23 protein-coding genes and 1 tRNA gene are annotated in these 18,724 nt (G+C 70.6%); 20 read left to right on the plus strand and 4 right to left on the minus strand.

Translation table 11 applies throughout. From position 1 onward, the window contains the following. The first annotated feature begins 4 nt into the window (after positions 1 to 4). The 6 genes from Q2K21_RS34960 to Q2K21_RS34985 all read left to right on the plus strand — a co-directional run bounded on the left by Q2K21_RS34960 (position 5) and on the right by Q2K21_RS34985 (position 3,848). Positions 5 to 598 carry an HhH-GPD-type base excision DNA repair protein gene (locus tag Q2K21_RS34960; protein WP_310780195.1) on the plus strand — a complete coding sequence of 198 codons (594 nt, stop codon included), beginning with the start codon at positions 5 to 7 and terminating at the stop codon, positions 596 to 598. A 463-nt stretch (positions 599 to 1,061) separates the two neighbouring features. After that, positions 1,062 to 1,736: an HdeD family acid-resistance protein gene (locus tag Q2K21_RS34965; protein ID WP_310780198.1), complete on the plus strand. Its 675-nt coding sequence runs from the start codon at positions 1,062 to 1,064 to the stop codon at positions 1,734 to 1,736. Positions 1,737 to 1,820: 84 nt separating this feature from the next. Beyond that, positions 1,821 to 2,171: a hypothetical protein gene (locus Q2K21_RS34970; RefSeq protein ID WP_310780200.1), complete on the plus strand. Its 351-nt coding sequence runs from the start codon at positions 1,821 to 1,823 to the stop codon at positions 2,169 to 2,171. 51 nt (positions 2,172 to 2,222) lie between these two features. Then, complete coding sequence (locus Q2K21_RS34975; protein ID WP_310780202.1) at positions 2,223 to 2,369, plus strand: hypothetical protein; 147 nt, start codon at positions 2,223 to 2,225, stop codon at positions 2,367 to 2,369. Between the two features lie 406 nt (positions 2,370 to 2,775). Then, on the plus strand, positions 2,776 to 3,072 hold the full coding sequence (locus Q2K21_RS34980) for a type II toxin-antitoxin system VapB family antitoxin (protein ID WP_003999914.1): 297 nt from the start codon (positions 2,776 to 2,778) through the stop codon (positions 3,070 to 3,072). Between the two features lie 125 nt (positions 3,073 to 3,197). After that, complete coding sequence (locus tag Q2K21_RS34985; RefSeq protein ID WP_310780216.1) at positions 3,198 to 3,848, plus strand: LytR C-terminal domain-containing protein; 651 nt, start codon at positions 3,198 to 3,200, stop codon at positions 3,846 to 3,848. A gap of 236 nt (positions 3,849 to 4,084) precedes the next feature. On the opposite strand, the gene upp is transcribed toward Q2K21_RS34985, so the two are convergent. After that, complete coding sequence (gene upp / locus Q2K21_RS34990; protein WP_310780218.1) at positions 4,085 to 4,720, minus strand: uracil phosphoribosyltransferase; 636 nt, start codon at positions 4,718 to 4,720, stop codon at positions 4,085 to 4,087. A 159-nt stretch (positions 4,721 to 4,879) separates the two neighbouring features. Here upp and Q2K21_RS34995 point away from each other — a divergent pair, with 159 nt between their 5' ends. The 4 genes from Q2K21_RS34995 to Q2K21_RS35010 all read left to right on the plus strand — a co-directional run bounded on the left by Q2K21_RS34995 (position 4,880) and on the right by Q2K21_RS35010 (position 6,686). Continuing rightward, positions 4,880 to 5,065 carry a hypothetical protein gene (locus Q2K21_RS34995; RefSeq protein ID WP_310780220.1) on the plus strand — a complete coding sequence of 62 codons (186 nt, stop codon included), beginning with the start codon at positions 4,880 to 4,882 and terminating at the stop codon, positions 5,063 to 5,065. A gap of 273 nt (positions 5,066 to 5,338) precedes the next feature. Further along, the gene (locus Q2K21_RS35000; RefSeq protein ID WP_310781391.1) at positions 5,339 to 5,872 is read left to right on the plus strand and encodes a tRNA adenosine deaminase-associated protein; all 534 of its coding nucleotides are present in this window, start codon (positions 5,339 to 5,341) and stop codon (positions 5,870 to 5,872) included. A 229-nt stretch (positions 5,873 to 6,101) separates the two neighbouring features. Continuing rightward, positions 6,102 to 6,530 carry a tRNA adenosine(34) deaminase TadA gene (gene tadA / locus Q2K21_RS35005; RefSeq protein ID WP_310781392.1) on the plus strand — a complete coding sequence of 143 codons (429 nt, stop codon included), beginning with the start codon at positions 6,102 to 6,104 and terminating at the stop codon, positions 6,528 to 6,530. Positions 6,531 to 6,601: 71 nt separating this feature from the next. Beyond that, positions 6,602 to 6,686: transfer RNA gene (locus tag Q2K21_RS35010), tRNA-Ser, on the plus strand. Positions 6,687 to 6,808: 122 nt separating this feature from the next. Here Q2K21_RS35010 and Q2K21_RS35015 read toward each other — a convergent pair. After that, on the minus strand, positions 6,809 to 7,285 hold the full coding sequence (locus tag Q2K21_RS35015; protein ID WP_310781393.1) for an RrF2 family transcriptional regulator: 477 nt from the start codon (positions 7,283 to 7,285) through the stop codon (positions 6,809 to 6,811). Positions 7,286 to 7,483: 198 nt separating this feature from the next. On the opposite strand from Q2K21_RS35015, the gene Q2K21_RS35020 reads away from it, so the two are divergent. The 6 genes from Q2K21_RS35020 (at position 7,484) to Q2K21_RS35045 (ending at position 12,600) form a co-directional block, all read left to right on the plus strand. Next, a complete protein-coding gene (locus tag Q2K21_RS35020; protein ID WP_310780222.1) occupies positions 7,484 to 8,215 on the plus strand; it encodes an SDR family oxidoreductase in 732 nt (243 codons plus the stop codon). Between the two features lie 611 nt (positions 8,216 to 8,826). Beyond that, entirely contained in the window at positions 8,827 to 9,003 is a 177-nt protein-coding gene (locus Q2K21_RS35025; RefSeq protein ID WP_310780224.1) for a hypothetical protein, read from the plus strand. Between the two features lie 55 nt (positions 9,004 to 9,058). After that, positions 9,059 to 9,352, plus strand: a complete 294-nt coding sequence (locus Q2K21_RS35030; protein WP_310780225.1) for a Dabb family protein — start codon at positions 9,059 to 9,061, stop codon at positions 9,350 to 9,352. 271 nt (positions 9,353 to 9,623) lie between these two features. Then, positions 9,624 to 10,517, plus strand: a complete 894-nt coding sequence (locus Q2K21_RS35035) for an RNA polymerase sigma factor SigF (RefSeq protein ID WP_310781394.1) — start codon at positions 9,624 to 9,626, stop codon at positions 10,515 to 10,517. A gap of 245 nt (positions 10,518 to 10,762) precedes the next feature. After that, the gene (locus Q2K21_RS35040) at positions 10,763 to 11,710 is read left to right on the plus strand and encodes an RNA polymerase sigma factor SigF (protein WP_310780227.1); all 948 of its coding nucleotides are present in this window, start codon (positions 10,763 to 10,765) and stop codon (positions 11,708 to 11,710) included. Positions 11,711 to 11,838: 128 nt separating this feature from the next. Then, the gene (locus tag Q2K21_RS35045; RefSeq protein ID WP_310780228.1) at positions 11,839 to 12,600 is read left to right on the plus strand and encodes a hypothetical protein; all 762 of its coding nucleotides are present in this window, start codon (positions 11,839 to 11,841) and stop codon (positions 12,598 to 12,600) included. A 44-nt stretch (positions 12,601 to 12,644) separates the two neighbouring features. Here the strand turns inward: Q2K21_RS35045 and Q2K21_RS35050 are convergent, their stop codons facing one another. Beyond that, a complete protein-coding gene (locus Q2K21_RS35050) occupies positions 12,645 to 12,845 on the minus strand; it encodes a hypothetical protein (protein ID WP_310780230.1) in 201 nt (66 codons plus the stop codon). 301 nt (positions 12,846 to 13,146) lie between these two features. On the opposite strand from Q2K21_RS35050, the gene Q2K21_RS35055 reads away from it, so the two are divergent. The 4 genes from Q2K21_RS35055 (at position 13,147) to Q2K21_RS35070 (ending at position 17,655) form a co-directional block, all read left to right on the plus strand. Then, positions 13,147 to 13,650, plus strand: coding sequence for a MarR family winged helix-turn-helix transcriptional regulator (locus Q2K21_RS35055; protein ID WP_310780232.1), 504 nt, complete (start codon positions 13,147 to 13,149; stop codon positions 13,648 to 13,650). 21 nt (positions 13,651 to 13,671) lie between these two features. After that, complete coding sequence (locus Q2K21_RS35060) at positions 13,672 to 16,203, plus strand: MFS transporter (RefSeq protein WP_310780234.1); 2,532 nt, start codon at positions 13,672 to 13,674, stop codon at positions 16,201 to 16,203. Between the two features lie 110 nt (positions 16,204 to 16,313). Continuing rightward, a complete protein-coding gene (locus Q2K21_RS35065) occupies positions 16,314 to 17,135 on the plus strand; it encodes a YceI family protein (protein WP_310780236.1) in 822 nt (273 codons plus the stop codon). Between the two features lie 49 nt (positions 17,136 to 17,184). Further along, positions 17,185 to 17,655: a PPOX class F420-dependent oxidoreductase gene (locus Q2K21_RS35070; RefSeq protein ID WP_310780238.1), complete on the plus strand. Its 471-nt coding sequence runs from the start codon at positions 17,185 to 17,187 to the stop codon at positions 17,653 to 17,655. A gap of 169 nt (positions 17,656 to 17,824) precedes the next feature. Here Q2K21_RS35070 and Q2K21_RS35075 read toward each other — a convergent pair whose 3' ends face one another. After that, the gene (locus Q2K21_RS35075) at positions 17,825 to 18,598 is read right to left on the minus strand and encodes a TetR/AcrR family transcriptional regulator (RefSeq protein WP_310780240.1); all 774 of its coding nucleotides are present in this window, start codon (positions 18,596 to 18,598) and stop codon (positions 17,825 to 17,827) included. Positions 18,599 to 18,724 lie beyond the last annotated feature (126 nt).

An 18,724-nucleotide genomic window follows, 5' to 3' on the forward strand; every position in this document is an offset into this window, starting at 1 on the left:
ACGCATGGACGTCACCCTTCACCTCTCCCAGGATCCCGAGGCCGACGCGCTCCTCGGACGCAGTCCGCTCGCCGCGCTGATCGGGATGCTGCTGGACCAGCAGGTTCCGATGGAGTGGGCGTTCAAGGGGCCCCGGACCATCGCGCGGCGGCTCGGCACGGACGACCTCGACGCGCACGAGATCGCGGTGCGGGACCCGGAGGTCTTCGCCGAGCTGCTGTCGCAGAAGCCCGCGGTACATCGCTACCCGGGGTCCATGGCCAAGCGGATCCAGCAGTTGTGCCAGTACCTCGTCGAGCACTACGAGGGGGACCCCGAGGCGATCTGGAAGGACGCCGGCAGCGGGCGGGAGCTGCTGAAGCGGCTCCAGGAACTGCCCGGGTTCGGCAAGCAGAAGGCACAGATCTTCCTCGCGCTGCTCGGCAAGCAGCTGGGCGTGCGGCCCGAGGGGTGGCGGGAGGCGGCGGGGCCGTACGGCGAGGCGAATTCGTACCGGTCCGTCGCCGACATCACCGGGCCCGACTCGCTGGCGAAGGTCCGCGCGCACAAGCAGGAGATGAAGGCCGCGGCGAAGGCGGGGAAGGCGGCGGGCAGGTAGGCAAGGCGGCGAGGCGGCGGTAGGTAGGTAGGCGAAACGGGGAAGGCGGCGGGCAGGTAGGCGGGGATGTGGATGGCCGGGTAGTGGCCCGGAGGGGCGCGCCACGGCGGGCGGGCAGGAAGCGGCCGCCGCTCGGCGGGGCGCCGCTGACCAACACCAGGTCGGGCGCCACTCGACAGGCCACGCTCGACAGGGCGCCGCTGACCAGTACGAGTGTCAGGACGCCACTCGACAGGGCGCGCTCGACAGGCCGCGCTCGACAGGCGCACTCGACAGACCGCACCCGACAGACCGCACTCGGCAGACCGCGCACGACAGGGCGCACCCGACAGACCGCACTCGACAGGCGCACCCGACAGGGCGCACCCGACAGACCGCACTCGACAGGGAGCGCCTGCGAGCGCGTCAGCCGTGTGGACCGTCCGGGATGGCGCGGCATCCGTGCCCGGTCCAAGCATGGATCATGACCGACATACCGAGCGGCTCCCACATGGGACCCGAGTACGACGACCGCCGCGTCCACGCCACGCGTGACGCGCACGGAGCGAGACCGCCGTCGGAGCTGGAGCCACCCTTCGAGGGGCTTCTGCACCTCCTGGCCCGCACCGCCTGGCAGGTCGTCCTGGCCACCGGCGTCGCGTCCCTGATCCTGGGCATCCTGGTCCTGGTCTGGCCGGGCCCGTCCCTGCGCGCCGCCGGGGTCCTCTTCGGCCTCTACCTCGTCGTCAGCGGCGTGCTCCAGCTGGCGTCCGCCTTCGGCACGCACAAGGCGACCTCGCTGCGCGTCCTGGCCTTCATCAGCGGCGCCCTGTCGATCCTGTTGGGCCTGTTCTGCTTCCGGGGCCCGATGGAGTCGGTGCTGCTGCTCGCCCTGTGGATCGGCATCGGCTGGCTGTTCCGTGGGATCGCCCAGACCATGGCCGCCGCCCACGACCCGGCGGTGCCCGCACGCGGTTGGCAGATCTTCCTCGGCATCCTCACCTTCGTCGCCGGGGTCGTGCTGATCATCTCGCCGTTCACCTCGATCACCGTGCTCACCCTGGTCGCCGGCTGGTGGCTGCTCGTGGTCGGCGTCGTCGAGATCATCACGGCGATCCGGATCCGGAGCCGTGCGGAGCGGCTTCCGCGCACCGTGTGACCTGCGTCAACCCCGCGCCCGAAAGGTACGCCGAACAAGCGGTTTACGCCTCCGCGCGATGAACGACGCACGCCCGGTGGGGAGATGACCCTTGTGAGTCCGTCTCCGCATGCCCCTCGCACCACTTGTCGGCACGCCTGGCTGCGGGTGCTCGTGGTGCTCGTCGCGCTGCTCGCGGCGGGCGCGCACACCGAGGCGGTGGCGGCCGAGTCCGGCGCGGTGTCCGCGGCACAGTCCTGCGGCGCGGAGCACGACATCCTCGACACGGCACTGCGGCCCGGCGTCCCTCCGGGGCACCGCGTCGCCGCGCCGCTGCGGCCGGCGCCCCGGAGGGACGCCGGGCCGTCCGCGCCGGCCGGCTTCCCGCCCGCCCTCGCACGGGCGCCGCACTGCCCGGCCCTGCACTCCCTGCGCACCGTGGTCCTGCGCTGCTGACAGATCCGGCCTCCGGAACCGTCACCCCATCAGCAACGCGAGGACACAGTCATGCCCATCGACCCGTATGCGGCCCTGCACGCCCTGGTGCGTGCGGAAGCCGTCCGCAGAAGCGCGAAACCGCAACCGGAACCCGAGTCTCCCGAGGAACACCGGCAGACGACACCTCCGCAGGAACAGGAACAGGAACACGAGTAACGCACACGGCGGCCGCCCCCGCACCGGGCGGCCGCCCCTTTCGAGCGAGCGCCCGCACGGTCCACGCAGCCGACGCCCACCCCGGCCGGCCGCTCGTGCGCCCGCCCCATGGACAGTGACCCAGCCCTCGGACGGAGCGACCCGGGAAGCCGACCCCGGGCCTCGGAAAGGAGGGCCGACCCTGCCCTCAGAAGTACGGCGCCCGCACCACGGCTCGGTCCGTGGACAGTGACCCCAGGCCTCACAAAGGGCGGCCACGGCCCCCGGGTCGTGGCCCAGGCCCGGTCCCGCCGTCGCTCCCCTCGGGCTCAAGATCCCGTTTTGCCCATCCTTGAGGCATCTTTTTCGGTGCCGCACTCCGTCGCCATGGCTGCGCCCGGAACGTCTTGACCGGTAGGCTTTCCGTGTGATCTTCAAGCGCATCGGAAACGGCCGGCCGTACCCCGACCACGGCCGGGAAAGCACCCGGCAGTGGGCGGACGTCGCGCCGCGCCCGGTCCGCCTCGATCAGCTCGTGACGACCAAGGGCCAGCTCGACCTGGAAACCCTCCTCGCCGAGGACTCGACGTTCTACGGCGACCTCTTCGCGCATGTCGTGAAGTGGCAGGGCGACCTGTATCTGGAGGACGGCCTCCACCGCGCGGTTCGCGCGGCGCTTCAGCAGCGCCAGGTCCTGCACGCGAGAGTTCTCGAGCTCGACTGACCCGCCCCGGCGGCCCGCTCGCCGGCGTGGACCCGTTCAGCCCTCTTGACCCTTTCGGGTTGGAGTGCACGGCGTCCAATGATCATCTAGTAGGCATTGCCGCCCCGGCGCACTACGCTGCGCCCATGAGCATGCTGACTCCCCCCGGCATGGGCGGCCAGTACCGGATCACGGGGGACAAGTACCCGCGGATGCGCCGACCCCGGCGCCGCGGCAGGCTCGCGTTCGCGATCGTCGCGTCCGTGGCCGCGCTCGGCCTGATCGGCTGGGGGACCCTGCAGCTCATCGACGTCTTCACGGGCGGCGGCGACAGGGCGTCGGCGTCCGGCTCGAAGGCGTGCACGACCAAGGCGAGCGCGTCGCACGCGGCCGCCGCCAAGGCCCTGCCTCAGCCCGGCCAGATCACCGTCAACGTCTTCAACGCCACAGCTCGCACGGGCCTGGCCAAGGAGACCGCGGACGAGTTGAAGAAGCGCGGCTTCCGTATCGGCACCGTGGGCAACGCGACCAAGGAGTACGACAAGAAGGTCAAGGGCACCGGGATACTGCTCGGCGCCAAGGCCTCCCTCGGCACCTCGCTGCCGGTCCTCGGCACGCAGCTCGCGGACGCCGAGCGCCGCGCGGACGCGTCCCGCAAGGACCCGGCCGTCGACCTCGTCCTGGGAGACAGGTTCAAGTCGCTGACGAGCAAGGCGGAAGCGGACAAGGCACTCGCGGCGCTGACCGCGCCCACGCCGTCCCCGTCGGCGGGCAAGAACACCAAGAAGAGCTGCTGACGCCCCGTACGACGTCCTGGGGCCTTCCAGGAACGGGGCCTTGAGCCCTTTCATTCGCCGGAACGGGGCCTTGAGCCCCTTCGCTCCCCGGAACGGGGCCTTGAGCCTGCCCGGAGCGGGACCTGTCCCAAAGATCCCAGAGATCCCGGAGATCCCGGAGATCCCAGAGCACGGGATGCCCCGCCCAAAGACGAGGGAGGCGGCCCCCTACGAGACCGCCCCCACCCGAACCCTGCCTACTCCGCCGCCCCGTACAGCCGGTCGCCCGCGTCTCCCAGCCCCGGCACGATGTAGCCGTGCTCGTTGAGGCGCTCGTCGACCGCGGCCGTCACGACCGTGACCGGCGTTCCCGCCAGTTCGCGCTCCATGACCTCGACGCCCTCCGGAGCGGCGAGCAGCACCACGGCCGTCACATCGTCCGCACCGCGCTTGATCAGCTCCTGGATCGCCGCGACGAGCGTGCCGCCGGTCGCCAGCATCGGGTCCAGGACGTAGACCTGGCGCCCCGAGAGGTCCTCCGGCATGCGCGAGGCGTACGTGGAGGCCTGGAGCGTCTCCTCGTTGCGGATCATGCCCAGGAAGCCCACCTCGGCGGTCGGCAGCAGCCGCACCATGCCGTCGAGCATGCCGAGGCCCGCCCGCAGGATCGGCACCACCAGCGGGCGCGGACGGGCGAGCTTGACGCCGGTGGTCGAGGCGACCGGGGTCTCGATGTCGACCTGCTCGGTGCGCACGTCCCGCGTGGCCTCGTAGGCGAGCAGGGTGACGAGCTCGTCGGCGAGCCGACGGAAGGTCGCGGAGTCGGTGCGCCGGTCGCGCAGCGTGGTGAGCTTGTGGGCGACCAAGGGGTGGTCGACGACATGGAGACGCATGTCCCTAACAGTAACCGGGCTTTCCGCGCCCACCACGCCGCCGTACGACAACGTCGGCGACCCGCCGGACAAGCGGCTCCCGCCCGCCTCACTCCGACGCTGGCATCAAAGCCCCCATCAGAGGGAAAGTGAGAGGGACGGAACGGGGGTGGTGTGCCTATGCCCGACCGGGAGTCCCACGAGGAACCGGAAGCGCAGGAGACGGACGCCGAGCGCAGGCGGCGCCGGGCCCTGTTCCTGCGTGAACTCACGGAGGCGCGAGAGCTGCGCGACCGTGTCCAGCCCCGCCGCGCCAAGGTCGCACGCCTGCGTCACGCCATGCGCATGCGCACCTTCCGCTGGTAGCGACGCGGCCGCCTTGGGGGTGGCCGTGCGGCCACATCGCCCCGGGCCGCGTACGATCCGCTGGTGGCGGCAATGAGTGCGCTGGTGAGTGGACTGCTTTGATCGGAGTATCGGCGATCAAAACGGCCAGACACAGGGAGCCGAAGACGTCCCCTGAACGCCTTGTTTCTGCCACGATTCCGAGTGGGCGGGGCTCGGAGAAGCACTCCCCGCCCACAACCTCCGCCGGGGGGACCCCCAACCGGCACGCCTATGACCAGTGGGAGAGTCACGGTGTACTTCGCCGCACTGCTCGCGCGCACCGAAGACGGGTGGGAAGCGAGCGACACAGAGCTCGACGATGTGGAGACCCTGTCGGATCTGACCGACCTGGCCCGCGACGCCTCGGTCGACGAGGACACGGTGCTCGTACTCATCGAGCAGGAGGACGCGTGGTTCGGCGTCGTCCGCGTGGACGGCGAGGACGACCCTCGTATCTACGTCTCCGACGCCGCGGCCGCAGCCCGCAGTTCGTACGGGGAGATCCTGCTCACCGACGAACTGCTCGGAAGGGAGCCCGGCGACGACGGCGCCGACCTGGACTCCCTCGACCTCGACGGCACCGAGGACGGTGAACCCGACGACAGCGACGACGAGGACGGCGCGAGCGCCGACGCCGCCGTGCCGCACAGCCCGGTGGGAGACAGCGAGATCCTCGACGACCTCGGCGTCGGCGAGAAGGAACTGCGCTCCCTGGACGCCGAGGACGCCCTCGCCTCGATCGCCGAAGCCCTGGGTGCCTCGGAGGTCCTGGAGACCGTCCGATAGCGGTGTCGTCTGGATCAGCGCGGAGGAAGGGGCGGCGCATGGCGCGGGCGATCGCAAGGCGCCGAAGCGTCCTGATGGCGGAGCCATTCGGGCGTTCCGGCAGCGCGGCGAGCGTATGTGCCAGGCGTCGCGACGCCGCGGGGATCCGTAGGACACCCCCTGGGTGCACCGGGTGACCGAGGACGGGACGCCCGCCCCCGATCCGGTGCGCGACCGGTGGCGGGCCGCGATGCGGCTCGCCCTGGACGAGGCCGGGCAGGCCACAGCGCACGGTGACGTGCCGGTCGGCGCCGTCGTGCTGTCCTTGGACGGCTCGGTACTGGCCACCGGTCACAACGAGCGCGAGGCGACGGGCGACCCGACGGCCCACGCGGAGATCCTGGCGCTCCGCCGGGCCGCGACTGCCCTCGGCGAATGGCGGCTGCCCGGGTGCACGCTCGTCGTCACCCTGGAGCCCTGCACGATGTGCGCGGGCGCGCTGCAGCAGTCCCGGGTGGACCGGGTGGTCTACGGCGCGCGCGACGAGAAGGCCGGCGCGGTCGGGTCGCTGTGGGACCTGGTGCGCGACCGACGTCTCAACCATCGCCCGGAGGTGATCGGCGGCGTGCTCGCCGACGAGTGCGCCGGGCTCCTCACGGACTTCTTCAGGGCCCGTTGAGGCCCCCCGGCCCGAGCGGTGCCGGGAAACGGATTTCAGACCACGGCCCACCTTGGGGTAGGGTCTCCCTCGGTAGCGTGTCCGAGCGGCCGAAGGAGCTCGCCTCGAAAGCGAGTGTGGCGCAAGTCACCGAGGGTTCAAATCCCTCCGCTACCGCCGTGAACGAAGGGCCCGGTCCATAGGACCGGGCCCTTCGTCGTTTCCCGCCCCACTTCCTGTCCTACTTCCCGTCCCGGTCGGCCGCGCGGCGGGCGTCGGGTCCCCGCGGCCGGGCTCGCCTACTTGTCGACCGCGGTCAACCACGTGCCGACACCGGCCAGGGCGCCGACCCCGTTGTCGGATTCCACGTCGGCGGCCAGGTCGGCGATGGTGATGGCCCGCAGGGCTTCCCTTCGTGCCGACTCAGCGGCGGCCATCGCGCGGGCGATGGCGCAGGGCGCGGTGCACGACTCGGGCGCGGCCGCCAGCGGGCCGCGTTGGCGGATCTCCGTGCACACGAATGCCGCGCCGGGCCCCTCGACCGCATCGACGACGTCAAGCACCGTGATCTGCGCCGGGGACCGGGTCAGGACGTAGCCGCCCGACTTCCCCTGTACCGATCGCACGAGTCCGGCCCGCGAGAGGGCCTGGAGCTGCTTGGCGAGGTAGGTCGGTGAAACGTCGTGCAGCTCCGCCAGCCGCGCCGCGGGCACAGGCTCCTGCACGGATGTCAGCACCACACAGCAGTGCAGCGCCCACTCCACACCGCCGGACATCTTCACGTCGTCATCGTAACAACGCTCACGTTGACCCGGACAGGAGATGTCCGAGTATCATCCCGGATGAAAGATGTCCGAGTTTCGGGTCCGGGGTGCCGCCTGGCTTCATCCGGGGCGCCACCTGGCCTCATAAGGTACATATCGGACACGAAGAGTTCGGACACGAAGAGTCGAGAGCAAGGGCAAGGGCCAGCCATGAAGATCGCAGTCATCGGGGGAACCGGACTGATCGGGTCGCAGGTCGTGGAGAACCTGAAGGCGGCCGGACATCAGGCCGTACCGCACTCCCTGTCCACAGGCGTCGACATCATCACAGGCCAGGGCCTTGAGGATGCCGTGGCAGGCGCCGACGTCGTGGTCAACTTGACCAACTCCCCGACGTTCGACGACGCCTCACCCGAGTTCTTCCGCACGTCCATGACCAACCTTCTGGCCGCGAGCGAGAAGGGTGGCGTCGGCCACTTCGTCGTGCTCTCCATCGTCGGCGTGGACCAGGTGCCCCAATTGGACTACTACCGGGCCAAGACGCTCCAGGAGAACATCCTCGCCGACGGCCCGATCCCCTACTCCATCGTCCGCGCCACGCAGTTCATGGAGTTCATGGACGCGGTCCTGACATGGACGGCCGACGACGAGACGGTCCGCCTGCCGCACACGCCGATCCAGCCGATCGCCGCCGCGGACGTCGCCGCCACCGTCGCCGAAGTCGCCGCGGGCAGCCCACTGAACGGCATCCTCAACATCGCGGGCCCTGACGTCTACACCCTCGACGAACTCGGCCGGATCACCCTCACCGCCAAGGGCGACAGCCGCTCGGTCGTCGTCGACGACACCGCCGGCATGTTCGCGGCCGTCCAGGGCGACGTCCTGATCGCCCCCGGTGACGCCCGCATCGCCCCGACCCACTACACCGACTGGCTCGCCTGAGCCCCGGGCTGTGGCACGCCCACGTCACCGAGGGTTCAAAACCCTCCGCCACCACTGAAGAAGGGCCCCGTCGACAGACGGGGCCCTTCGCGCGTCCACGGCCGTCCGCGCAAGGTCCACCCACACCGCGACCGCCCAGCCGCCCAGCCGCCCAGCCACCCAGCCGCCCAGCCGCCCAGCCGCCCGGGCACCCTCCTACGGGACCAGGCCCGGCGCCTCTGGACCTCCGGGACTTCCTCCCGTCCGTGACGGGCGGGGGAAGCGGCGACGGGGACATGCCGCTTCCCCCGGTGAGGAGACGGACCCGCGGTCCGCGTCGCGTATCGCCGAAGCCCGCGGCGCGAACCCCGCAGCCGGGCCCGGTCCCCGGCCCTCCGGCCTCCTGCCAGATCCGGAGGGCGCCTCACCATCCTGCGGTCCGCGGGTGCCCCGGCGGCCCGGCAAAGGGCCCCTTTCACGGGGCCGTTGGTCCCTGATGACCGCGTATGGAAGAACCACGTGAGGACACGTGGTGCATACGTGATCATTTGCGAGCCCCGAACACCTGGGCGGGTTAAACTCACCGGCGGCAAACCGGGCCCCGCGGGGCGGAGCAGACGGGGGAGGCCGCGGTGGCGGTGCAGGGAAAGAAGATCGCGCTGTACGTACTCGTGGTCTTCGTGCTCTACGTGATCATCACCGACCCGGCGAAGGCCGCCGACTATGTCCAGATAGGGTTCGAGGGCATTTCGAGTGCCGCCAAGGCCATCGGCCACTTCATGACGTGGCTCGCCGACGGAGCCAAGTAGGGCCACCGAGCAGACCACCGGCCGGGCGGCCGCCCTCGCACCCCTGGGAGCGCCCGTGATCCGCCACCTGGTCCTCTTCAAACTCAACGAGGGCGTCCAGCGCGACGACCCGCGCGTCGTGGAGGGCGTGCGCGCCTTCGAGCCCCTCGGCGACCTGATCGACGAGCTGCGCTTCTGGGAGTTGGGCTGGAACGTCAGCGACCGGCCCATCGCGTACGATTTCGCGATCAATTCGGCGGTCGACGACACGGACGCGCTCAGGCGCTACCTGGAGCACCCGGCGCACCAGGCGGGCGTCGCGCTGTGGCGCGAGTTCGCCACTTGGGTGATCGCCGATTACGAAATCTGAGCGACTTCGCCCACGGATTCGGGGCGACACCGCCCACGGAGCCCTCCATCGGGACGATGGGGGGCTCCCCTGTTTCTTGTGCCCCTTCTTACGCCCTCTCTTGTTCCCCTTCTTACGCCCTCTCTTGTTCCCCTTCTTGCGCCCCTTCTCGTGCCCCAACTCTCCCTCAACACGGAGTTATGCGGTGCTTGCACAGGGTGTCAATTTCTTGTGATGCTATGACCGCTTTTGACGGTGAGTTGACAGGTGCTTGACGGATGAAGAGGTGGCGTTGACCGTGTCGGCCAGTACTGCGCCGCCCCAGGACGAGGCACCGGCCCCGGCCGCCGCCGGGCCCGAGGTGTCCGCCACGGCTCCCGACCCGCCTCTGCCATCCGATCAGGCCACCGCCCCCCACAAGCGCCGCGGCGCCGACACCCGGGCCCTCACACAGGTGCTCTTCGCCCAGCTCAAGGATCTGCAGCCGGGTACACCGGAACACCACCGCGTACGCGGGGCGCTCATCGAGGCCAACCTGCCGCTCGTGCGCTACGCGGCCGCCCGCTTCCGCTCCCGCAACGAGCCCATGGAGGACGTCGTCCAGGTCGGCACCATCGGCCTGATCAACGCCATCGACCGCTTCGACCCCGACCGGGGCGTGCAGTTCCCCACCTTCGCCATGCCCACCGTCGTCGGCGAGATCAAGCGCTACTTCCGCGACAACGTCCGCACGGTCCACGTCCCACGCCGGCTGCACGAGCTGTGGGTGCAGGTCAACAGCGCGACCGAGGACCTGACGACCGCGTACGGGCGCTCCCCGACCACCGCCGAGATCGCCGAGCGGCTGCGCATCAGCGAGGACGAGGTGTTGTCCTGCATCGAGGCGGGCCGCTCGTACCACGCCACCTCGCTGGAGGCGGCCCAGGAGGGCGACGGACTGCCGGGCCTGCTCGACCGGCTCGGCTACGAGGACCCCGCACTCGACGGGGTCGAACACCGCGACCTCGTACGGCATCTGCTCGTCCAGCTGCCCGAGCGGGAGCAGCGCATCCTGCTGCTGCGCTACTACAGCAACCTGACCCAGTCGCAGATCAGTGTCGAACTGGGAGTCTCCCAGATGCATGTGTCAAGGCTCCTCGCCAGGAGCTTCGCGCGTCTGCGATCCGCAAACAGGATCGACGCGTAACTCGCGCGAGCGAATCGCCTGCAAGCCCCCTTTCCGACAGTTCTGTACTGAAAGACCCTCAGAAGCCTTTCAACCAGGGCGCATTCACCTCTGACATGTCGACATGTCACTACAGCGTGTTGCCGACATGTGACATTCTTCCCCAAGCGCGTTTGCCGCAGCCTCGCGGCCGGTATTCAGGTGGAGGCTGCGTTCCTCCGACGGGAGCGTCCGCCGCGACCGTCCCGCGACCCAAAGGGGGTGGCATGTCCGCAGACCAGGGCAGCTCGAAGGTGCTCACGCTCACGCAGAGCGACTCCGCGCCCGACGTGCTTCAGGACCTTCAGGCCCCTCAGGACCTCCCGAGTGCCGAGACCCTTCCGGCCCAGGACCTCCCGGGCACCGAGGGCCTGCCGGCCACCGCGGAGGCCCCGGACCTCCCGGCCTCGGCGGCCCTCGACACCCGCACCCTGTCCCGCTCCCTTTTCCTGCGGCTCGCCGCACTCGACGAGAACAGCCCCGAGCGCGCGTACGTCCGGGACACCCTCATCGAGCTCAACCTCCCGCTGGTGCGCTACGCGGCCGCCCGCTTCCGCAGCCGCAACGAACCGATGGAGGACATCGTCCAGGTCGGCACGATCGGCCTGATCAAGGCGATCGACCGCTTCGACTGCGAACGGGGCGTGGAGTTCCCGACCTTCGCCATGCCGACGGTCGTCGGCGAGATCAAGCGCTTCTTCCGGGACACGTCGTGGTCGGTGCGGGTGCCGCGCCGCCTCCAGGAGCTGCGTCTGGCCCTCACCAAGGCCAGCGACGAGCTGTCCCAGAAGCTGGACCGCTCGCCGACCGTCACGGAACTCGCCTCCGTGCTGGGCGTCTCGGAGGAGGACGTGGTCGACGGCCTGGCCGTCGGCAACGCGTACACGGCGTCCTCGCTGGACTCGCCGGCCCCCGAGGACGACGGCGGCGAGGGCTCGCTCGCGGACCGCCTGGGCTACGAGGACTCGGCCCTGGAGGGCGTGGAGTACCGCGAGTCCCTCAAGCCGCTGCTGGCCAAGCTCCCGCCCCGCGAGCGCCGGATCATCATGCTGCGCTTCTTCGCCAACATGACGCAGTCACAGATCGGCGAGGAGGTCGGCATCTCGCAGATGCACGTCTCCCGGCTGCTGACCCGCACGCTGGCACAGCTGCGGGAGGGCCTCATCTCGGACTGAGGCGCCCGGGATCCCTCAAGGGGCGCCCCGGGATCCCTCAAGGGGCGCCCGGGACCACCGGTTCGCCTGAGGGTTCCCGAAGGTGCCTGAGGGTTCCGATTTGACGGAGCGTCAGCCACACTGGCGCGATGCTGCGAGCGACGTGGTGGCGGAGCCGTCGAGGGGTCGTGATCGGTGCCTCGACGGCCGCCGTGTGTCTGGGCGGACTCCTGGCCTCGTGTGCCGGCGGCGCGGACGGTGACGGTTACGTCGCGGTCGGGCCGGCGGGCGGCACGCCACGCGCGTCCGGTGCGGCGGTGGCTCCGACGGGCGACGTGACGCTGGTACCGCTCGACGGGACGAAGAGGCCCGGGGCCGGCGGGACGCAGCGGAACCCGATGACCGGAGCGGGGAACGTGCCCGCCTCCGACGGAAGTTCGAACGGAACCCCCGACACCGGCGGAACTCCCGACACGGGCGGAACCCCCGACACGGGCAGCATGCCGGGAGACGGCAGCCCTTCGCCCGGCGGCACGAAGTCGGCGCCCACGAGCCCGGGTTCGCCTTCCGCGACGGCAACCCGCCCGGGCGCGACACCCGGTGGCCCCGCCGCGCTCGCCGTGGGCGAGCCCGTACGGGAGGCCACCGACCAGCGATGGTGCGAGAAGGTGACCGTCCCCTTCCACAACACCGGCGGCAGCGCGGTGCGTTCGGGCACGGTGACCTTCGGTACGCACATCATCGGGGCGCTCGGCATCGACTGGGCGACGATCGAGTCCACGGAGCCGCTGCCCGCACCGATCCGCGCCGGGGCGTCGGTGAAGAAGACCTGGACGGTGTGCGTCGACGCCTGGCGTGTGCCGCTGGGCATGCACATCGAGACGCGGGACGTGTCCGTCCAGTGGAAGTAGGGCCTCGCCCCGCTCGCATCGGCGCGTTCAGCGAGGCGGGCGACTTACTTCAGCGCGAGCCAGGCGACAGCGGCGACGACCGCCACGACGGCGATCACGCCGATGATCAGGCCGATGCGGGGGCCCGCGGCGGCCTCCTGCTGCTGCTGCCGGCCGCCCTGCGGGGCCTCGTCGACGAAGGCACGGAACATCTGGGTGTTGCCCGCGGGGTCGTAGTTGCCCTGGGGGCCCTGGGTGTTAGCCATGGCCCGAGACACTAGCGAATACGTGGGGACTGCCCAAGTGCGGGTTCCTCATTGCCGCCCGTTTGCCGGGCGCGCGGCGGCGGCACCCTCCGGGGGCCGCCGGTACCGGACCCGCGTCTCGGCCTGAACGGCCTCGCGGTCACCCGCCGGACGGGTCGACCGCACCTCCCCCCACCTGCGCGTTTACGATCGCCAATACTTGCCTTTGCCAACTTTTTAGCCCCGCGAGGGCCGTTTTCATTTGCCTGCAGCAACCAATAGTACTTATGGTTGCCCTAAGCAACGAACCAGGGGAGGTGCCATGGCTGAGCCCACGCAGTACGAGGAGCTGGCGCGTCAGCTCAGCGCCATCGGTGCCGTGAAGAGGGACCTCGGACGGATCCTGCCGTCCGACTGCCCGAGCGGCTCCGTCGCCGTGCTGACACTGCTCGGCCGCCACGGCGACATGCGCATGAGCAAGCTCGCGGAGCTGCTCGCGGTCGACATGTCGGTCACCAGCCGCCATGTCGCGCACGTCGCGGACCGGGGCTGGATCGAGCGCTGTCCCGACCCGACGGACAAACGGTCCCGCATCCTGCGCCTGACAGACCCGGGCCGGGACCGGCTCGACGAGCTGTCCCGGCGCGCCGCCGGACTGCTGGCGGAACGGCTGAGCGACTGGACCGACGACGACGTCGGCCGGCTCATCCACCTCATGACCCGGCTGCGGGAGAGCTTCGGCGACTGCCGGTCCGCTCCCCGGCTCCCGCAGGCCGTATCCGCGGCCGAGTCCGTTGCTCACCAGACCACCCGTACACCCGCATAAGAACGTAAGAAAAGGAAGCCCATGGCAACGACCACACCAGCCGGTGTGCGGGCACACGCCAAGCACGGGGCAGGCTCCCCGGACGGCGCTCCGATGACGCATCGGCAGATCATGGAGGCCCTCTCCGGGCTGCTGCTCGGCATGTTCGTGGCGATCCTGTCGTCCACGATCGTCTCCAACGCCCTGCCGCACATCATCGGCGACCTCGGCGGCGGCCAGTCGGCCTACACCTGGGTCGTCACCGCCTCGCTGCTGGCCATGACCGCGACCACCCCGCTGTGGGGCAAGCTCGCGGACCTCTACAGCAAGAAGGCGCTCGTCCAGATAGCCCTGGTCATCTACGTCCTGGGTTCGATGGCCGCCGGTCTGGCCCAGAACCCCGGCATGCTGATCGCCTGCCGTGTCATCCAGGGCGTCGGCGTCGGCGGTCTGTCCGCGCTGGCGCAGATCGTCATGGCCGCGATGATCTCGCCGCGTGAGCGCGGCCGTTACTCCGGCTACCTGGGCGCCACCTTCGCCGTCGCCACCGTCGGCGGCCCGCTGCTCGGCGGTGTCATCACCGACACCTCGTGGCTCGGCTGGCGCTGGTGCTTCTACGTCGGCGTTCCCTTCGCCGTCATCGCGCTGATCGTGCTCCAGAAGACCCTGCACCTGCCCGTGGTGAAGCGGGACGTGAAGGTCGACTGGGCGGGCGCGCTCTTCATCTCGGCCGCCGTCTCGCTGCTGCTGCTCTGGGTCACCTTCGCCGGTGACAAGTACGACTGGCTGTCGTGGCAGACGTACACGATGGTGGCGGGCGCGATCGCCCTCGGGCTGATCTTCGTCTTCGTCGAATCCCGGGCGAGCGAGCCGATCATCCCGCTGCGTCTGTTCCGCAACCGCACGATCACCCTGTCGTCGCTCGCCTCGCTCTTCGTGGGTGTCGCGATGTTCACCGGCACGGTCTTCTTCGCCCAGTACTTCCAGCTGGCCCGCGACGAGTCCCCGACGATGTCCGGTGTGCTGACGATCCCGATGATCGGCGGTCTGTTCGTCTCCTCCACGGTCTCCGGCCAGGTCATCACCAAGACCGGCAAGTGGAAGGCCTGGCTGGTCGCCGGTGGCGTGCTCGTCACGGCCGGTCTGGGCCTGCTGGGCACCATCCGCTACGACACGGCGTACTGGAAGATGGCGATCTTCATGGCGCTGCTGGGTCTCGGCATCGGCATGATGATGCAGAACCTGGTGCTGTCCACGCAGAACCAGGTGGACCCGAGCGACCTCGGTTCCGCCAGCTCCACGGTCACCTTCTTCCGCTCCCTCGGCGGTGCGGTCGGCGTCTCCGCGCTCGGCGCGATCATGGCCCACCGGATCACCGACTACGTCAAGGACGGCCTCGCCGACCTCGGTCCCAAGTACGCCTCCCTCGCCTCCGGTTCGAGCTCCAGCGGCTCCATCCCGGACATGGACAAGCTGCCCGCGCCGCTGCGCACGGTCATGGAGAGCGCGTACGGCCACGGCATCGCCGACGTCTTCCTGATCGCGTCCGGCACGGCGTTCCTCGCCTTCCTGATCACGCTGTTCATCAAGGAGGTCCCGCTGCGTACCAAGGGCGGTCTGGCGCAGGCCGCGACGTCCGAGTCCGAGCGCGAGGCCGCGCCGGCGGCGGCCGCCGAGGCTGCCGCTCCCGCCGAGGAGAAGGTCCCCGCCTGGGCCGTCGCCCCGTCCACGGAGGCCGGCCCCGAGGGCGCGCAGCAGCAGAAGCTGTCCGCGGTCGCCACGGTGGCCGCGCCGGGCGAGTCCGCTCCCTCCGGCGGCATCCCGGTGCGCGGTCACGTCCGCGGCGCCGAGAGCGCGCCCGTGCCGCAGGCCGCCGTCACGCTGATCTCCCTCGGGGGACGGCAGCTGGGCCGCTCGGTCGCGCAGGCCGACGGTTCCTATGCGGTGGACGCGCCGGGCGCGGGCTCGTACGTCCTGATCGCGTCCGCCGACGGCTTCCAGCCGCAGGCCTCGACGATCGTCGTCAACGAGGACCCGGTGTCGTACGACATCCTGCTCAGCGGCACCAGCGGGCTGAACGGTGTGGTCCGGGCCGCCGAGAGCACGCTGCCGGTCAAGGACGCGATGGTGATCGTCACGGACGTCCGCGGTGATCTGCTGGCCACCGGCACCACCGGTGAGCAGGGCGACTTCGCCTTCACCGACCTGGTGCCGGGTTCCGTGACCGTCGCGGTGAACGCCGCCGGCTTCCGGCCCCGCGCCCTGCCCGTCGAGGTGGGCGGCACCGGGGTCACCCGGATCGAGGTCGACCTCGACTCCGGCGCCCAGCTCCAGGGCGTCGTGCGGGCCCCGCACGGCCCCCTCGCGGACGCCCGCGTGACGCTGGTGGACGCGGCGGGCAACGTGGTCGGCACCTCCACGACCGGTGCGGACGGGGCGTACGCCTTCACCGACCTGAACAGCGGCGAGTACACCGTCATCGCGACGGGCTACCCGCCGGTGGCGACCGCGCTGACGGTGAGCGGCCGCGGCGTCGACGACCACGACATCGCGCTGGCCCACCCGGGCGAGTAGACCGGTCCCCGGTTCGTGGGGGCGCGTTCCTGGCGGAGGCGCGCCCCCACGGGCCGGATTTTTTTGAGCCTTCTACGGGGATATTCAAGGATTTAGAGGGAGACCACACGATGGGACTGACCGCACGGATCCGTACGCGCGACGGATGGGCCGTGTCGCACGCGGTCGTCACCGTGACCGACATGACCGGTACGCAGGTGCTGCGCGCCGAGGCCGACGGGGACGGGGTCGTACGGGACGAGACCGCGCTGGCGCCCGGCGCGTACACCGTGATCGTGACGGCGGTCGGGTACGCGCCCGTCGCCGCCGGCGCGATCGTCACGGCGAGCGGGCGGGCCGAGATCGGCACCGTGACGCTGGCCCGGCAGGGCGGCACCGAGCTGCCGCCGCCCGGCCCCTGGACCATCGACCCGGCGCACTCCTCAGTGGCCGCGGTCGCGCAGCACCTGGGCATCTCCAGCGTGCGCGGCCGGTTCACGGAGTTCGCCGGGCGCATCGAGATCGCCCCGGACGAGGTGGAGAAGTCCCGCGTCGAGGCCGTCATCCGCGCCGCGTCCATCGACACGGGCAACGGTATGCGCGACGACCACCTGCGGTCGGCCGACTTCCTGGACATCGAGAACCACCCGGAGATCACCTACCGCTCGACCGGTCTGACGGCGGCGGGTCCGGACCGCTGGACGGTCCACGGCGAACTCACCATGCGCGGGGTCGTACGCCCGGTCGCCCTCGACCTCGCCCACCTCGGCACCGGCTCCGACCCGTGGGGCGGCACCCGTGCGGCCTTCCGGGCGACCACGGAACTGCGCCGCGAGGACTTCGCGATGAACTACAACCAGGTGGTCCAGGCGGGCATCGCCGCGATCGGGACCACGCTGAGGGTGGAGCTGGACATCCAGACGGTCCAAGGGGAGTCGCTGCCGCAGACGTAGGCACAGCAGGGTCACGCTGTTCCGGCGCCTCAGCCCCTAGGCTGCGTCCATGGCACCGAACATCGCGACGAACACCGCCGTAACGCTGGCCGAGCTGCTGGACTTCGTACGACCCCGACACCGCGCGATCCTGCTGACGCGACGCGCCGACGGGAGCCCCCAGGGATCGCCGCTGACCTGCGGGGTGGACGACTCGGGGCGGATCGTGGTCTCCACCTACCCGGAACGCGCCAAGACGCGCAACGCCAAGCGGGACGAGCGGGTCAGCCTGATCGTGCTCAGCGACGAGTGGAACGGGCCGTGGGTCCAGATCGACGGCACGGCCGAGGTCATCGACGCGCCGGACTCCGTCGAACCGCTCGTCGAGTACTACCGCAATATCGCGGGCGAGCACCCGGACTGGGACGAGTACCGGGAGGCCATGGTCAAGCAGGGCAAGTCGATCATCCGGGTCACCCCGGAGCGGTGGGGGCCGGTCGCCACCGGCGGCTTCCCCGCCAGGCTCGCTCCGCAGGAGTGACCGGCGACTGAGCGGGGCTGGTGTCCGGCCAAGCGGGCTCGGCGAACTCCGGTGCGGTTCGACAGCGCCCCAAAGGGGCGCGGGGCTGTTACAGCATGCGGCTCCGCCGCGTGGGCGCGACCAGCCACGACGCACCCGCAGGTGGAACACCGGACATCCAGCGGAGCGCTCAGCCCCGGGCCACCATCGCCTCGATCCCCGCGATCAGCGTCTCCAGCGCGAACGTGAAGTCCCGGTCGCGCATCTCCTCCACCGTGTCACCGCCGCGGGCCTCCATGAGGTCCGCGGACCGGTGCACGATCTCACTGAGCCCCGGGTTCTCCGTCACCGCGCTCATGGCCTGGCGGAAGTACTCGTCCTGGCTCATCCCGGCCGCCGCGCAGCGCTCGATGAAGTGGCCCTCGATCGTGCCGAAGCCGTACACGAACTGGAAGACCGCCGAGATCGCACCCATCTGGCCGTGCGCGGGCAGCCCGGTCAGCCGGATCACCCGCTGCACGGCGAGCGAGAAGGCGACGGAATGCGGGCCGATGTTGAGGAACGTTCCGGCCAGCGGCGACACCCAGGGATGGCGTACCAGCAGCGCCCGGTACTCCGCGGCGAGAGCCCGCAGTTGGTCGCGCCAGTCCTCGTCCGAGTCGCCGGCCGGCGGCCGCATCTCGCCGTGGACCGCGTCCAGCGCCAGCTCCAGCAGGTCGTCCTTGGTGTCCACGTACCAGTAGACCGACATCGCGGTGACGTTCAGCTCGGCGGCCAGACGGCGCATGGAGAACTTGGCGAGGCCCTCCGCGTCCAGCAGCCGTACGGTCGCCTCGGTGATCCGGTCGCGGTCCAGGCCGGACGGCTGACCGCCACCGCGCGATCCACCGCCCCGGCGTGTCCTGCCCTCCAGCCAGACACTGGTCCGCGCCGCACGCCCCGCCCGCTGGGCTGCCTTCACCATGGCGCACCTTCCTAGACACTCCGGACTCCGGCCACTGCTCACGATGCTAGGCGCCCCGTCAGGGGCGCGGGGGTGTTACATCATGCGGTTCCGCCGCATGGGAGCGGCGCCGTGCGCAGCGCGTGG

The organism is Streptomyces sp. CGMCC 4.7035 (assembly GCF_031583065.1).
GTDB lineage: Bacteria > Actinomycetota > Actinomycetes > Streptomycetales > Streptomycetaceae > Streptomyces > Streptomyces yaanensis.

Excerpts from the sequence above, each read along its gene's own strand:
- Q2K21_RS34960 (WP_310780195.1), top strand. The coding sequence starts at position 5 with ATGGACGTCACCCTTCACCTCTCCCAGGATCCCGAGGCCGACGCGCTC.
- Q2K21_RS34965 (WP_310780198.1), top strand. The coding sequence starts at position 1,062 with ATGACCGACATACCGAGCGGCTCCCACATGGGACCCGAGTACGACGAC.
- Q2K21_RS34970 (WP_310780200.1), top strand. The coding sequence starts at position 1,821 with ATGACCCTTGTGAGTCCGTCTCCGCATGCCCCTCGCACCACTTGTCGG.
- Q2K21_RS34975 (WP_310780202.1), top strand. The coding sequence starts at position 2,223 with ATGCCCATCGACCCGTATGCGGCCCTGCACGCCCTGGTGCGTGCGGAA.
- Q2K21_RS34985 (WP_310780216.1), top strand. The coding sequence starts at position 3,198 with ATGAGCATGCTGACTCCCCCCGGCATGGGCGGCCAGTACCGGATCACG.
- upp (WP_310780218.1), bottom strand. The coding sequence starts at position 4,720 with ATGCGTCTCCATGTCGTCGACCACCCCTTGGTCGCCCACAAGCTCACC.
- Q2K21_RS34995 (WP_310780220.1), top strand. The coding sequence starts at position 4,880 with ATGCCCGACCGGGAGTCCCACGAGGAACCGGAAGCGCAGGAGACGGAC.
- tadA (WP_310781392.1), top strand. The coding sequence starts at position 6,102 with ATGCGGCTCGCCCTGGACGAGGCCGGGCAGGCCACAGCGCACGGTGAC.
- Q2K21_RS35015 (WP_310781393.1), bottom strand. The coding sequence starts at position 7,285 with ATGTCCGGCGGTGTGGAGTGGGCGCTGCACTGCTGTGTGGTGCTGACA.
- Q2K21_RS35020 (WP_310780222.1), top strand. The coding sequence starts at position 7,484 with ATGAAGATCGCAGTCATCGGGGGAACCGGACTGATCGGGTCGCAGGTC.
- Q2K21_RS35040 (WP_310780227.1), top strand. The coding sequence starts at position 10,763 with ATGTCCGCAGACCAGGGCAGCTCGAAGGTGCTCACGCTCACGCAGAGC.
- Q2K21_RS35045 (WP_310780228.1), top strand. The coding sequence starts at position 11,839 with ATGCTGCGAGCGACGTGGTGGCGGAGCCGTCGAGGGGTCGTGATCGGT.
- Q2K21_RS35050 (WP_310780230.1), bottom strand. The coding sequence starts at position 12,845 with ATGGCTAACACCCAGGGCCCCCAGGGCAACTACGACCCCGCGGGCAAC.
- Q2K21_RS35055 (WP_310780232.1), top strand. The coding sequence starts at position 13,147 with ATGGCTGAGCCCACGCAGTACGAGGAGCTGGCGCGTCAGCTCAGCGCC.
- Q2K21_RS35060 (WP_310780234.1), top strand. The coding sequence starts at position 13,672 with ATGGCAACGACCACACCAGCCGGTGTGCGGGCACACGCCAAGCACGGG.
- Q2K21_RS35065 (WP_310780236.1), top strand. The coding sequence starts at position 16,314 with ATGGGACTGACCGCACGGATCCGTACGCGCGACGGATGGGCCGTGTCG.
- Q2K21_RS35070 (WP_310780238.1), top strand. The coding sequence starts at position 17,185 with ATGGCACCGAACATCGCGACGAACACCGCCGTAACGCTGGCCGAGCTG.
- Q2K21_RS35075 (WP_310780240.1), bottom strand. The coding sequence starts at position 18,598 with ATGGTGAAGGCAGCCCAGCGGGCGGGGCGTGCGGCGCGGACCAGTGTC.